At 46.8% G+C, this 15244-nt stretch carries 12 protein-coding genes; all 12 read left to right on the forward strand.

Going from position 1 to position 15244, the window contains the following annotated elements:
- Positions 1–276 precede the first annotated feature (276 nt).
- The 12 genes from Q0200_RS08115 (at position 277) to Q0200_RS08170 (ending at position 15121) form a co-directional block, all read left to right on the forward strand.
- The gene (locus Q0200_RS08115) at positions 277–486 is read left to right on the forward strand and encodes a twin-arginine translocation signal domain-containing protein (protein ID WP_297940046.1); all 210 of its coding nucleotides are present in this window, start codon (positions 277–279) and stop codon (positions 484–486) included.
- 11 nt (positions 487–497) lie between these two features.
- The gene (locus Q0200_RS08120) at positions 498–3458 is read left to right on the forward strand and encodes a formate dehydrogenase subunit alpha (RefSeq protein WP_297940049.1); all 2961 of its coding nucleotides are present in this window, start codon (positions 498–500) and stop codon (positions 3456–3458) included.
- A gap of 10 nt (positions 3459–3468) precedes the next feature.
- Positions 3469–4029, forward strand: coding sequence for a formate dehydrogenase FDH3 subunit beta (gene fdh3B, locus Q0200_RS08125; protein WP_122866589.1), 561 nt, complete (start codon positions 3469–3471; stop codon positions 4027–4029).
- Between the two features lie 200 nt (positions 4030–4229).
- Positions 4230–6194, forward strand: coding sequence for an FTR1 family protein (locus tag Q0200_RS08130; protein ID WP_297940055.1), 1965 nt, complete (start codon positions 4230–4232; stop codon positions 6192–6194).
- A 74-nt stretch (positions 6195–6268) separates the two neighbouring features.
- Complete coding sequence (locus Q0200_RS08135) at positions 6269–6790, forward strand: iron transporter (protein ID WP_002950338.1); 522 nt, start codon at positions 6269–6271, stop codon at positions 6788–6790.
- 65 nt (positions 6791–6855) lie between these two features.
- Positions 6856–8223 carry a Fe-S-containing protein gene (locus Q0200_RS08140; protein ID WP_297940061.1) on the forward strand — a complete coding sequence of 456 codons (1368 nt, stop codon included), beginning with the start codon at positions 6856–6858 and terminating at the stop codon, positions 8221–8223.
- The gene (locus Q0200_RS08145; RefSeq protein WP_297940064.1) at positions 8220–9500 is read left to right on the forward strand and encodes an ABC transporter permease; all 1281 of its coding nucleotides are present in this window, start codon (positions 8220–8222) and stop codon (positions 9498–9500) included. The genes Q0200_RS08140 and Q0200_RS08145 overlap by 4 nt, the downstream gene beginning before the upstream one ends.
- Positions 9487–10626 carry an FtsX-like permease family protein gene (locus Q0200_RS08150; protein WP_297940067.1) on the forward strand — a complete coding sequence of 380 codons (1140 nt, stop codon included), beginning with the start codon at positions 9487–9489 and terminating at the stop codon, positions 10624–10626. Before Q0200_RS08145 ends, Q0200_RS08150 begins: the two co-directional genes overlap by 14 nt.
- 1 nt (position 10627) lies before the next feature.
- Complete coding sequence (locus tag Q0200_RS08155; RefSeq protein WP_297940070.1) at positions 10628–11365, forward strand: ABC transporter ATP-binding protein; 738 nt, start codon at positions 10628–10630, stop codon at positions 11363–11365.
- A 13-nt stretch (positions 11366–11378) separates the two neighbouring features.
- Positions 11379–11876 (forward strand): TlpA disulfide reductase family protein, encoded by a 498-nt coding sequence (locus Q0200_RS08160; RefSeq protein ID WP_297940073.1) that lies wholly within the window; start codon positions 11379–11381, stop codon positions 11874–11876.
- A gap of 109 nt (positions 11877–11985) precedes the next feature.
- A complete protein-coding gene (locus Q0200_RS08165; protein WP_297940076.1) occupies positions 11986–12579 on the forward strand; it encodes a complement resistance protein TraT in 594 nt (197 codons plus the stop codon).
- Between the two features lie 691 nt (positions 12580–13270).
- Positions 13271–15121, forward strand: coding sequence for a TonB-dependent receptor (locus tag Q0200_RS08170; RefSeq protein ID WP_297940079.1), 1851 nt, complete (start codon positions 13271–13273; stop codon positions 15119–15121).
- Positions 15122–15244 lie beyond the last annotated feature (123 nt).

Raw genomic sequence — 15244 nt, forward strand, 5'->3', positions numbered from 1 at the left:
TGACTTGTCCAATTATAGAATTTAAAAAATCCATATAATTTTACCCCCTTTATTTTAAAAATTTTTGTTACTTTAAAAAGTTAAAAACTAAAAAATATTTTTACTTCATTTATTCTCAAAATATGCTAAATTTGCACAGTGATATTTTAAAATATGCAAGTGCCCTAAAATACGCGCCTGTAAGGCGCACTACGCCTAGGAAATATGCAAAATTTGAACAATATCTTTCTAAAAACGTCTCAAAAATTTCAAATTTGGGATTAATAAGGAGAAAACATGCAAGGATCAAGACGAGATTTCCTCAAAAAATCTCTGAAGGTCGGCGCGGTAGGCGGGACTGTATTGGCCGTCGCAGCTATCGCAAAACCGACTAGCGATGAGCTTGCTCCTGACGACAACGGCGTAGTTGTCGGCAAGTCGAGCAAAAAAGAGGTGCTTTACAAAAAAAGCAAAGAGTGGGAATACTACTATAAGATCGCTTACTAAGGGAGAAAACCATGAGTGATTCACGCATAGGAAGACGCTCGTTTTTAAAGCTTGCCGCTCTTGGTGCCGGTAGCACGATGGCATTTGGCGAAAACGAGACGTTTAGAAAGGCAACCAACGAGGAGATAAAAAATCCTTACGAAGGTTCAAAAAAAGTTAGAACGATTTGTTCTATTTGTTCGGCGGGTTGCGGTATAGAAGCCGAGGTAAAAGACGGAGTATGGGTGCGCCAAGATATGGCTATGTTCCATCCGATCTCTCAGGGTTCGCACTGCTCTAAGGGAATCGATCAGATCGACCTTACGAAATCAAAACAACGTATCAAATTTCCGATGAAAAAAGTAAACGGAAAATGGGAGCGCATCAGCTGGGAGCAAGCCGTAAACGAAATCGGCGATAAGATGCTACAAATCCGTAAAGAAGACGGTCCTGATAGCGTAGTTTTCTTGGGTTCGGCTAAATTTAATAACGAGCAGAGCTACTATTTCCGTAAATTTGCGGCGTTTTGGGGCACAAACAGCAACGATCACGTAGCACGCATTTGACATAGCGCAACAGTCGCCGGTGTGGCGAATACTTGGGGTTATGGCGCGATGACGAATCACTTCGGAGATATGACGGCAAATTCAAAAGCGATCTTTTGTATCGGTGCGAATTCGGCTGTAGCAAATCCCGTCGGCGGTATGAAGCATATGTTGCAAGCCAAAGATAGAAACAACGCAAAATTAATCGTAGCGGATCCGAATTTTACTAAAACGGCTGCGCACGCGGATCTTTACTTGCGTCAGCGTTCAGGAACGGACGTGGCTCTTATTTATGGACTTATTCACATTATCCTTAAAAACGGCTGGGAAGATAAAGAATTTTTAGAAAACAGAACCTATGGTATCGAAGAGGTTAGAAAAGAGGCCGAACACTGGACTCCTGAGCTTACTTCGGACGTTACCGGCGTACCGGTAGATAGACTCATAGAGGCTGCTAATATAATGGCGCATACGAAACCGGGAACGGTTATCTGGGCTCTAGGCATCACTCAGCACTCCGTAGGCACGTCAAATACGAGAATTTTACCTATCCTTCAACTAATCCTAGGCAATATGGGTAAACCTGGCGGCGGCTGTAATATCATCCGCGGTCACGATAACGTTCAGGGCTCTACCGATATGGGTAACCTTTCAGACACTCTTCCTATGTATTACGGACTAGGAGACGCCTCGTGGAAATACTACTGCAAAGGCTGGGGCGTTGATTATGACGAGTTTATCAAACGATTTGCGGTTTCTACCAAAGAGCCGAAACAGGGTGGCGCTCCGGTAAAAAATACCGTATTTGAAGAGTATTTTTATCACGATCCGCAAAATCCGGAGGATAGAAACTGGAGAAACGAAAAAGGATGGTCGCTATCAAAATGGTGGCAAGGCGTCCTAAAAGAGGAAAAAACTTATACCAGTGGTAAACTTCGCGTTCTTTGGGTTCAAGGAACCGGTATCACCTCTATGGCTCACCTTACGAAAATTCAGCAAGCCGTCGACAAGCTAGATATGCTAGTAGTTGCGGAGCCGTTCGTAAACGAAGTCGCGATCCTATCAGATAGAAAAGATGGAATTTACGTACTTCCGGTGGCTACTGCGTTTGAAAACGAAGGTCATATAAGCTCGACTAACCGCTCTGGTCAATGGAGAACAAAAGTCGTTGAGCCGCTTTACGAGAGTAAGGCCGACCACGAGGTCATGTTCTTATTTGCTAAAAAATTCGGCTTTTACGACGAGTACGTAAAAGGCATGAAGATGGCGACCGTTAATCACGAGCCAAAACAAGTTAAAGATGACTTTGTATGGCCTGACGACGCTACAAACGAGATAGCTCGCATGGGTAAATCTATCGGCTATACCGGTAGAACAGCCGAGATGTTTAGAAGACATCAGGCTAACTGGCAAAATTTCGACCCTGATACGCTGATGGGTATCGGCGGCGACGTAAAAGGCGAATACTACGGTAAGCCTTGGCCGGCATGGGACGAAAAACACCCTGGTACGCCGATACTTTATGATATGAGCAAGTCTTACGCAGAGGGCGGTTGCGGATTTAGAAATCGTTTCGGCTTAGAGCATAACGGCGTTAGTCAGCTAGCTAGCGAGGATACGACTTTAGTAGGATCGGACGTAAAAGGCGGCTATCCGCAAATTACCAAAGAAAATATCGAAAAAGTCCTAGGCATAACTTTAACCGAAGAAGAAAAAAGACTGATGGGAGCCACTTGGAGTACGGATCACAGCGGACTTATCTTGGAAAAATGCCGCGAAAAAGGCGTAGTGCCGTTTGGTAATGCAAGGGCTAGAATGATCGTTTGGGAATTCCTAGATCCGATCCCTAAACACCGCGAGCCTATCCACTCTCCGCGCTGGGATTTGGTACAAAAATACCCGACTTTCGACGATCAGGCTAGAAATTTCCGCGTAGAGACGAAATATAAATCCGAGCAGCAAGCAAAAGACTGGAGTAAGGAATTCCCTATCGTATTTAGCACATTGCGCCTAGTAAACCTAAGCGGTGCTGGTATGATAGAGCGAACGAGCAAGTATCTAGCGGCAATCACGCCTGAGATGTTTGCTAACGTCCACCCTGAGCTTGCCTTAAAATACGGTATCCAAGATCGCGATATGATGTGGATCCACTCTCCGCAAGGCACTAAGATCAAGGTTCGCTGCTATCATACTCAGATGGTTACGCCGGATAGAATTTGTATGCCGTATAACTTTGCGGGCGTTATGCAAGGCGTGAGCTTAGAGGATCGTTATCCTGAGGGTACTAAGCCTTATACGATCGGCGAGAGCTTTAATACTGTAACAAACTACGGCTTTGACCCGGTTACTCAAATTTCGGAATTTAACGCCGGACTTTGCAGGATAGAAAAAGCCGACGGAGAGGGCTTTAACACCTTCTTCCACGAATACGGCGAAAATAGAGTCTAAGGAGTAAGAGATGGCAAGAATGAAATTTTTCGTAGATACGAACAGATGTATCAGCTGCTTTGGATGCCAGGTCGCTTGCTCTTCGGCTCACGAGCTCCCTGTGGGGCTCTACCGCCGCAAGGTCATCACGCTAAACGACGGTATAGAGGGCAAGGAAGTATCGACTACGATAGCCTGCCAACACTGCACCGACGCTCCTTGCGAGCAGGTGTGCCCAGTTGATTGTTTTTACATCAGAGCCGACGGTATCGTGCTTCACGATAAAAACAAATGCATCGGTTGCGGATACTGCCTATACGCATGTCCTTTCGGCGCGCCGCAGTTCCCTAGAGACGGAGCATTCGGCATAAAAGGCGCTATGGATAAGTGCACCATGTGTGCCGGAGGCCCGGAGGAAACGAACTCTCATGAGGAGCGAGAGCTATACGGACAAAATAGAATGTCTGAAGGCAAAGTGCCGATGTGTGCCGCCGTTTGCGCTACGAACGCTCTACTTGTGGGCGACGCAGCCGAAGTTTCAAATGTATATCGCAAACGCGTTATGCTAAGACAAGCGGGTACTACTATCTAACTCAAATTCGGGGGCAGCTCGCTCCCGAATTTTCTTTCAAATTTTACCCATTAAATTTACTTAAATTTCAAAGTAGAATCAATCTGATAATCAAAAAATATAGCTTCTTGATAAGATTGATACTTGATAGCCGTTTTTATTTTCGCTAAAGTTTTAAAATGGTAAAATGGGGGATTAAAACATATTTTATCGGAGTTCTTATGAGCAAATTTTTGAAATTTATACTTGCTTTGTTTATCCCCTTTATGCTAAATGCACAGGACGCCGACTATGGCCCCGAGATACAGAGCATAAAAGATTCATTCGTAAGTATCATGCAGCAGTACAAGGACGGCAAGATCGACGAAGCCAAAACCACCACGCAAAACGCGTATTTTGGGCATTTTGAAAATATAGAAGCTGGCATAAGGATAAATTTAGGACAGAAAAAAGCCTATGCGATGGAGAAGCAATTTGGCGATATAAGAAAAGCCATCGTCGCCAAAAAGCCAGTCGAAGAGATACAAGCGATAATGGACGATCTAAACAAAGAGATGGATGAGGTTTTGCCTGTCATAAACACCGGTCACAAGCTAGTGGGCGAGTACTCCGATCCTAAAAACGCGGACGCCGCACAGACCGCTAAGGCTACTGAGGCTAGCCAAACTACGGCGCAGCCTGCAAGTAGCGCCGCTATCGAGCCGCACTGGCAAGTGGTTTATAACGATATAAAAACAGCCCTTAGCGCTGCGGCCGCGGCCTATGAAAAGGGCGATAAAGACGCAGCAAAACAGCAGATAAACAACAAAGCTAAATTTGAGCTATATCGAAACACGAAGCTAGAAGAGGCCATTCGTAGATTTATAAACGGCGGTCAGGGTATCGACGGCGACATCCAAAAACGCATGGGTTCGGCGATAATAGCGATAAACAACGATGTAGCCGCCGACGTACTAAAGTCAAATTTGGAAGAGCTTGATGCGCTGATATACGAAAACGTCGCCAAGCTACCTATGGACTCGGGCTCGCTAGCTACCAACGTAGTTTTGCCTGATAGCGCCGAGGATGACGCGGCTACTGATTTTGCGCCCGTCGTTGCAAATATAAAGGCAAAAATCGCCGATGCGATCAAACTTTACGCCGCAAAAGACGTAGATAAAGCTATGAGCGATGCGCAGGATATTTACTTCGACGAGTTCGAAGGTAGCGGCATGGAAAATAAAGTAGGCGCGATAGACGTCGGTCTAAAAACTAAGATAGAAGGAAATTTCGGCGAAGTAGTCGCGCTGATGAAAGCGGGCGTGAGCGTCGAGAGACTCCAGCAAGCAGCCGATAATCTGGGCGCAAATTTAGACGCTGCGCTAGAAAAAACAAGCGGCAGTAGCTCGCCTTGGGCGCTATTTGTTTACGCGCTTACGGTCATACTGCGCGAGGGATTTGAGGCGCTTATCATCGTGGCGGCCGTCGTGGCGTATCTGCTAAAAACCGGCAACGAAAAGCGCATGAGTATCGTTTACAGCTCGCTTGGCGTAGCGGTCGTGCTAAGCTTTGTTATGGCGTGGATTATGAATTTGATATTTGCCGGCGCTGCTGGTCAAAAAAGAGAGGTGATGGAGGGCGCGGTGATGCTTATCGCCGTGGGACTGCTCTTTTACGTCGGTTTTTGGCTACTTTCAAATGCGGGCGCGAAAAAATGGAGCAAATATATCCAAAGCCACGTCAGCGAGTCGATATCCGCAGGCTCTGCTAAGGCGCTTTGGTGGACGGTATTTTTAGCCGTATTTAGAGAGGGCGCGGAGACCGTGCTTTTCTATCAGGCGCTGATTTTTGACGCTAAAGATAGCGCAGGCTACTCGATGATAGCTTTGGGATTTGTAGTAGGACTCGTCGTCTTGCTAGTTACTTACTACGTGTTTAAAGTTTTTGCTATCAAAATCCCGATCAAGCCGTTTTTCTTGGTCACTTCGGCGATCATTTTTTATATGTCGATCGTGTTTGTGGGCAAGGGGCTTATGGAGTTCGTCGAAGGTAAAATTTTCGTTCCGACTAAGATCGAAGGCTTCCCGACTATCGAGTGGCTGGGCATTTATCCGTATTACGAGAGCTTAGTGCCGCAGACTATCATGGTAGCGGCGCTAATCATCGGCGTGATCATAATGAAAAACAAGCAAGCCAAAGAGGCTTAAATTTGACGTTTCTAGCTTTCGCGGGTTGCCGCGAAGCTTAAAAATAAATTTACAAACCAATTAAAGGAGAGAACATGAACAAATTTGTTAAAACAGCTTTGGCATTCAGCCTTGCTGCAACAGTAGCCGTAGCGGGCGAGTTTCCTATCGGCGATCCGGTAGAGATCAACGGCATGGAGATAGCTGCGGTTTATCTAGAGCCGATCGACATGGAGCCAAAGGGCATCGACCTAGCTCCGAGCAAAGCCGACATCCACCTAGAGGCCGACATCCACGCTATCGAGGGAAATAAAAACGGCTTTGCGGCGGGCGAGTGGATCCCTTATCTAAAAGTTAATTACGAGCTAAAAAACCTAGATAACGGCAAAGTTAAAAAAGGCACATTTATGCCTATGGTCGCTCAAGACGGCCCTCACTACGGCGCTAACCTAAAAATGGACGCTGGCGTGGGCAACTACGAGCTAAAATTTCATATAGAAAATCCTGAAAAACAAGGCTTCGGTCGCCATGCGGATAAAGAAACGGGCGTGGGTAAATGGTTTGAGCCGTTCACCACGACTTATAAATTCCAATACACAGGCGCGCCTGCTAAATAATTCGGGCTTAGAGCGGCTGAGTCCGCTCTAAATTTCACTTAAATTCTCAAATTTTAGGGCTGATCATGTCTATATATTTCGTCCAAGTTATCTCATCGTTACTAGGATTTGTCTTTTTTGCAGCGTTAAACAACGACAAAAAGAGCCTAAAAGCGCTGTTTTTACCCTCGGTTTTGGGTATCGCAGCGGGCATAGTCGTTTTTAAGATCGCTAGACTCACGCTTCACGACGCCGGCGTGAAAATGGTGTTTGACGCGGCTACTTTGGTGTTTTTGCTAGTTAGCGCGCTTTGGATTTTTATCAAATTTAACCCTGCAAAGATGATAACGTTTTTTGCTCTCGGTGCGGGCTACGGTCTAACCTACGCTCACGCGGGCGCGAATTTTCCGGTATTTGCCGGCGAGCTACTCGATACGCAGTCTATCATCAGCCTATTTTTGATGATATTTGCGTTTTTGCTTTTGCTGATTTTGTTTTTCGTAGTTTCAAATTTAAAAGAGTGTCTCTGCAAGCACGTCTTATGGACGTTTTCGCTTCTTTCGCTTGCAGTTTTGATAGTGCAGGCTCTTTCAAACACGGGGCTTGAGTTTATGCGGGTGGGCATGATACCTACGTATCCGTGGGCGCTCTCGCTCGTGGCCAAGGGTATTTATTATACGACGTTTGCGCAGTATTTTTTCATCTTTTTAGTTTTGGTTTTGGCGGTTATAAATTTCAAAAAACGCCCGGCTCCGCTCGTAAAATCGGTCGTGGGCTCGAACAAATTTAGATTTAACAACGCGGCTAGAAATTTCATGGCGGCAAACTCCAAAAGCAGCATAGCTATCGTCGTCACTGCTCTGATTTTCGGGCTTTACTACGACTTGCACGCGTCTAAACCGCCCGAGATCTCTGATCCTATCATTGTAGAACCCGTAAATAACGAGTTTAAATTCGACGTCGAAAAACTCGCCGACAACGAACTTCACCGCTACGCCTACATAAACGACGAGGGCAGGGAGATAAGGTTTTTCCTCTTAAACCGCTTCGCCGACCGCGCATCGCCGATCATCGTCTTTGACGCGTGCGCGATATGCGGCGATATGGGCTATATCAAAAAGGATGCCGATCTCATCTGTATCTCTTGTAATGTGCGTATATTCTTGCCGTCGGTCGGCAAAGAGGGCGGCTGCAACCCGATACCTATGCCGTTTGAATTTGACGGCAAATTTATAACCGTTACGCTAGATACCATCCAAAGCGGTGCGAACTACTTCTCAAAAGTTATCGAAAAGATGGTGCTAGATCCGGTAAGCCGCAAAAAAGTAAGCAACATCGGCTCGAAATCTTATTTATACTACAACAGGACGTATTTCTTTGAAAACGAAAAAACTCAGGCGGAATTTGAAGCCAACCCTGAAAAATACGTCGATATAAACGGGACTTTAAAATGAAAAATATGCAACTAAGGCTTATAAAAAGCTCGATCACCGGCTCGAAGGTGCAAAAAGGAATGGCCTTTATCACCATACTTTTGGCGACGGTTTTGATCGCTTGTATGCTAAATATCACGCTAAAAATCGGCGATCAGATCGCTAGCGAGCTGCGCGGCTACGGCTCAAACATCGTCGTCTTGCCAAAGGGCGAAGCGCTAGCTATCGAGATCGAGGGTAAAAATTTCACTCCGCTAAAATCGCAAAACTACCTAAAAGAAGAGGATTTGCATAAGGTAAAGGAAATTTTTTGGCGAAACAACATCGTGGCGTTTGCTCCGTTTTTAAACGGCGAGGTAAAAGACGCTAGCGGCGAAAAATACCAAATCACTGGCACTTGGTTTGATAAATTTGCAAACGTGGCCGACGAGCCCGAGTTTAAAACGGGCGTTAAAACGCTATTTGGCTTTTGGGCGGTCGATGGCAAATGGATAGAAGATGACGATATGCAAAACGTACTCGTAGGCGAAAATTTAGCCGCGAAGCGAAATTTGAGCGTCGGCGGCGAGCTAAATTTAAACGGTCGTAGCGTAAAAATCGCGGGCGTGCTAAAAGGAGCCGGCGAAGAAAGCTATAAAATCGTAACCTCGCTAAAGCTAGCCCAAGAGCTTCTAAATAAGCCCGGGCAGTACTCAAAAGCCGAGGTTTCAGCGATGACGATCCCCGAAAACGACCTCTCCGTCAAGGCCAGACGAAATCTAGACAACCTAGATAGCGCCGAATACGATATGTGGTACTGCTCGGCCTACGTTAGCTCCATAGCCTATCAGATCGAGGAGAACTACGCGGGCGTAGCGGCCAAGGCGATGATGCAAGTAAGCGACGCCGAGAGTAACATTGTGAAAAAAATCCAAAGCCTGATGGGCATCGTGAGCATCATCGCGCTTGCGGTCTCCTCTATCGGCATTACATCGCTGATGACTAGCGAAATTTACAGGCGTAAAAAAGAGATAGGCCTGCTAAAAGCCATAGGTGCCAGCAACTTTGAAATTTATGCCCTTTTTGCGAGCGAAAGCCTAGTCGTGGCGTTTTTCGCGGGCATTTTGGGAGCATTTTTGGGCTACGCGCTAAGCTACATAATCGCTTACAGTATCTTTGGCTACGGTATCGGCATCGCGTGGATCGTGCTTCCGCTTAGTATCGCTTTTGCGCTTCTTATCTCGATCGCGGGCTCGCTCGTGCCGATGAGAAGCGTAGTTAAACTCTTGCCTGCGGAGGTGCTATATGATCGCAAATAAGGGCTTTTTTTATAACGTTATCTTTAAAAGCCTGCGCTTTGGCGCGGCTAGAGTGGGCGTCATCATCGTCTCTATCTTGCTTGGCGCATGCGTGACGGCGGCCTTTGTAAACGTATATCTGGATATCGACTCAAAAGTAACGAAGGAACTAAAAAGCTACGGCGCAAACGTGGTTTTTGCCCCCGCAGACCCCGTTATCGACGCGGTAAACGAGGCTAAATTTAACGAAAAGATCGCCAAAATCCCAGGCGACAAGCTAATCGGGCAGAGCGGATATCTTTTCACTCAGGTAAATATAGGCCCAACGATCGCGATCGCTATGGGCGTCAAATTTAGCGATCTAACGCGGGTTAAGCCGTTTTTAGAGGTCAAAGAGGGACAGGGCATAACGCTTGATTTTGACGAGAGAAACGCGCTAATCGGCACCGATCTAGCCAAACAAAGCGGCTTTAAGGTCGGCGACACGATCGAAGTGAGGCAAATCGGCGCGAATTCGGGCGAAAAGGTAAAGATCCGCGGCATCGTACAAGACGGCGACAAGGAGGACTCGCTGCTCATCATCTCGCTACCTCTAGCGCAAAAGATAGCAAACGAGCCAAATACGCTAAACTATGCAGAAGCCGTGGTAGCGGGTAAATTTGACTACATAAGCGAGCTTGGCAAGAGCCTTAGCGACGAGCAAATTTCGGTTAAGCCCGTGGCTAAAATTTCAAAATCAGAGGGTCTGATTTTGGATAAGATTAAGCTTTTGATGGCGCTTGTTAGCTTTGTCATTTTGCTCATCACTTCTATGTGCGTAAACACGACGCTAAGCGCGATTTTATTCTCGCGCTCAAAGGAGATCGCGCTGCTTAGAGCGCTTGGAGCTAGCAAGAAAAACGTGTTAAATTTATTTGGCGTCGAGACCTTCGTCACGGCATTTGCGGCGGCTTTGGCGGGCGCTATTTTAGGCTACGGCTTAGCGCAAATTTTAGGCTATGCGATTTTTGATTCGAGCATCGATTTTAGATTGATGAGTATACCGATAGCGATGGTTATCTCGCTCGTTTTTGCGGGCGTGGCCTCGATCTATCCGATCAAACGGGCGCTAGAAAATAAGATGGCCGATATTTTAAGAGGAGAATAATATGCAGTACGCGATAAGATTAAACGGGATAGAGAAAAGATTCGGCGAAGTAAGAGCGCTAGAGAGCATTACCTTTGACGTAAACGCCGGCGAGTGGGTCAGCATAATGGGTCCAAGCGGTAGCGGCAAAAGTACGCTTGTAAATATACTCTCGCTGATGGACGAGCCAACCGCAGGCACGTACATGCTAGGCGGAGACGACGCTAGCAGGCTTAGCGACGAGGAGACGCTCAAATTTCGCCGCGAAAAGATCGGGCTGATATTTCAGCAGTTTCACCTCATCCCCTACCTAAACTGCGTCGAAAACGTGATGATAGCTCAGTACTATCACAGCAGCGTGGACGAAGAGGACGCTAAAAAGGCTCTCGAGCGAGTGGGGCTAGGACATAGGCTAGACCACCGTCCGAGTCAGCTTAGCGGCGGCGAGCAGCAGCGTCTGTGCATCGCGCGCGCCCTGATAAACGATCCTGATATCTTGATAGCCGACGAGCCGACGGGCAACCTAGATGAAGCAAACGAGCGCGTAGTTTTGGAGCTGTTTCAAAAGCTGCGAAGCGAGGGCAAAACAATCCTGCTCATCACGCACAACCCAGATCTTGGGCAGTTTGGCGACAAGATCGTCTATCTAAGGCACGGCAAGATGGAAAACATCCACTACGTGAGCGACGGCGAGCGCGCGGAGGCATGCGAGAGGCTAGCGAGCGAGCCAAAGGGTCAAAGCGCCTTTGCGACGGTTTAAATTTGGGAGAATTATGATAAAAAAATATATATTATTAGTCTTTACGGCGGCGATGATAGCGGGCTGCGGAAATAGCGGCTTTGATAAGCACCACATCAGCCTAAACTCGCCAAAGGGCGTTGATACGCACTATTTTCCAGAGGGCAGACGGCTCAAAACGGACGGCAAGCCCTATATGCTCTTTTTCTTCGGCACCTCCTGCGGCGCCTGCGTAGCGCAAGCTCCGATCGTAAATGAAATTTACTCCGAGCTTAAGGATAAATTCGGCGTTTACGGGATATTTGGACCCAGCCTTGGCTTTGATAAAGATATCGACATGGTGAAGCACCACGGCATCGCCTACGACGTCATTAGCGATAAAATTTCGGTCGATTATTTCAGCAAAGCAGTGGGCGGCGTGATGGGTGTGCCTGCGATCTTCGTCTTTGACGGCGAGGGTAATCTCAAAAAGCGCTTCATCGGACTCACTCCAAAAGCCACTTTAGAAAACGAGATCAAGCTGGTATTATAAATTTACTCAAACGTAAAGATTTAGTAGTAAAATACGCTTAAATTTGATCCTAAATTTGACCCGACCGCGTTAAATTTGCGGCGGTCAAATTTGAGCAAGGAGACGTGAAATGAAACTAAAAATTTTCTCTATTTTGCTATTTGCGATTTTTTTCGTAGGTTGCGGCGAGCCCCGTACGCCCGAGCTTTACGCTAGAAGCACGATGCCTATTTTTATCACCAACGGCGACGTAAAAAAAGCCTCGCGCAGCGTCTACGTTTACTTTAAAAACTCCTCGGGCTACGCAAATACGCTAGAAAACACCGTGCGAAACAAGCTACTGCAAAACGGCTTTACCCAAAGCATGGATCAAAAGAGCGCTGATATCGTGATAATGGGCGATTTTGCGAGCTTACAGCGCTTTGAGCGACGCGAGCGCCCGCGCGCGTATATGAGCATGGGCTACGGCTGGGGCGGCTACGGATATAGGCGCAGCATGGGCTTTGGCATGCTTTTTGGCGACCCATTTGACGATGATTTTTACGACAGGACCGATTATTATCTGTATAGAGCCTATATTAGCGTGATGATTCGCGCAAACGGCAGCGAGCAAAGGACAAATCTCGAGATCGAAAGCGGCCAGAATCTTTATTCGCCAAGTTATATAATCCCATACATAGAAGAAAAGGCGGCGACGCAGATACTTAGTTTCTTTTATCCTTAACGGCTTGTCTTTTTCTTCTATACTTCGTTGCTTTTAAATTTGGCTCGGTCATTACCTACATGGTAACTCCCGTCGCCAAATTTAAAAGCGCCTCGTCTAGAACAAAAATACTTCGCCTTAGCTTTTTTACGTCCAAATTTGAAGTCAAATTTTAAATTTGAGTTGCCGAGACCCGCACTCTAAAAACTCAAATTTAAAATTTGCGACGCTTTGCGCGAGCAAAGCAGTGTCGCCACCTCTCACGTGCAGTGGGGTTGGTGGAGGGTTGGGGGCGGAAGGGGCGACGCTTCGTAAGCAGAACCCCTTCCTCTCCCAAAGTAAAGAGAAAGGTGAACACCAAAGGGAGCTATTTTGCTAGCTTCGCTCGCAACTGCTTCCCTAAATGCTGCGAACGCAAAGCGTGAAGCAGAGCAGAATATAATTCAAGCCCTTTCTCCTTAGCAAGAAAGATTAAATTTAATGCATAACGCCAAATTTAACCAAATCAAATTTAGCATCTTAAAGGTGCGGGTCTCGGTGCGTAAAATTTACGTTTATCAAATTTAACTTCGCTAGCGTCAAATTTGCCGCCGTCTACAAACCAAGCCGCGCGAAATTTATAAATCTTATCTTAACGAAAATCAAGAATTTTTCAAATATTTTTCTATATAATTATGATACAAAAAATCAAAATTATCATAAAGGATACTAAATGAGATTAGCTATCAGTCTGGCTACGGCTGCGACGGCGCTGCTCGCAAATGGCGCAAATCCCGACGTCATAAAGCCGGTAAAGGATTTTACGCCTCCGCCACCATATACGCCAAATGTCGCCCAAAGCGCATTTCCGGAAAATCAATTCGACCGCGCGCCAAGGGATGATTATTTTTTCGTGACGGATTTGCTTGATAATTCTATGGATAAATTTCACGTCGCGGGCGGATTTTACGGTAGGACGTTTTACGGTTCGGGACTTTTTAAATACCGCGGCGCAAATTTCTACACGATTTTAAACGCGAACTTTTCTAAAGCCAACCGCTACAAAGACGGCGGCGGTAGAGAGTGGAACTATGGCTACGCCAGGCAGGGGCAAAGCGCGGTCGTGGGTTTCGTGCCTAGCGAGCTAAGCGAGTTTAGATTTACGCTCGTACACGACAACATCGATGACGACAAGCAGCCTCACCATCTCATGGATGCCGTTAAAACCGAGCGATACATCGGTAAATTTAACGCTCGTATCGGCACGGAGGATCTATCAAATACGCTAAATTTCGAGCTAATGCTGCGCGACGTAAGCAGAAACGCCGACAACTATCATCTAAGGAGTGCGGCGCAGACGGTCAAGGTCGAACTGGATAGAAAAATCGTGGACGCCGAGCTAAAATACGACGCGGACTTGGGCGACTTTCACAATCTCGCAGGCATCAGCTATCAACACGATAATCACGAGGGCAAAAGGTATCTAAAACAGCCCGGCGGCTGGGTTTTTAACGGCTATAGGTTTGCAGATGTAACGAATAAACGAACGAGGATTTTTGATACATTAAGCTATAAATTTAACGACTTTCACAAGCTTAGTTTAGCTCTAAACTACGACCGGATGAGATCAAATTTAAAGGGGCTAAATGAGCCTTATTTTGCGCCTGCCGCGCCGCTTAGAACGGTAAAAGGGCTTATCCGCAGCGTTTACGGCTATGATTTTGACGGTAGCGTCAAGCAAGACGGCCTAAGTGCCAGCCTAAAATACGACTTCACCCCAAACGAGCTAGATAGCTACTACGCGGCGCTTGAGAGCTTGCAGCGCATACCTGGCAATATGGAGCGATTTAACACGCTTTACGGTCCGCTGGATAACGGCTGGGTGAGCAACCCGCTACTAAAACCGGAGCGTCACAACCGCGTAAATTTGGGCTTTACTTATAAGAGCGAATTTTATAAAGAGTACATGAGCTCGCGCCAGGGCGAGGATAGCTTTAGCGTGGGCGGACACTTTATCGCAGACGATGCGCAGGACCTGGTTATCTACGATCGCCGCCACTCTACCGCGGCCGCGCCGATGAATAAAAACGCCGTCATCACGCGCAACGTCGACGCTAGGATTTACAGCGTAAATTTGCGCGGCGAGTATAATTTCGCGCGAAATTTCGGACTAAAAACTTCGTTATTTTACAACTACGGACAAAACAAAACCGACGGCAGACCGCTCTATCAGATCCGCCCGTTTGAGGCAAATTTGGCCTTTGATTACAAAGACTACGCGAGCTTTGGCAGCTACAATATCGGAACCGCAGTGCGCTACGTAGCAAAGCAAAATAGGGGAGATTTTGATAAAACCATCGGCTTTGGCATCGACAAGCGCGAAGCGGCCAAGAGCTTTACGACGATGGACGTTTACGGCGGATTTGAGTTTAAAAACAGCTGGGGCGTGAGGCTGGGCGTGACAAATATCTTTGACAAAGATTACGCCGAGTTTATCAGCGGCGAGCACGTAGGGGCGCTAGATCCTGCGGTGGTGCATGCGCCGGGGAGGGCGGTGTTCATTAGCTTCCACTCTAGTTTTTAAAACTTGAGCGGCGGCTTTTTGCTCTATACTTCGCTTTGCTTTCCTTGCGGTCGCAACTGCAAGCAGAGGCTTTTAAATTTGGCTCGGTCATTACCTACATGGTAACTCCCGTCGCCAAATTTA

Source organism: uncultured Campylobacter sp. (assembly GCF_938045225.1).
Taxonomy (GTDB): domain Bacteria; phylum Campylobacterota; class Campylobacteria; order Campylobacterales; family Campylobacteraceae; genus Campylobacter_A.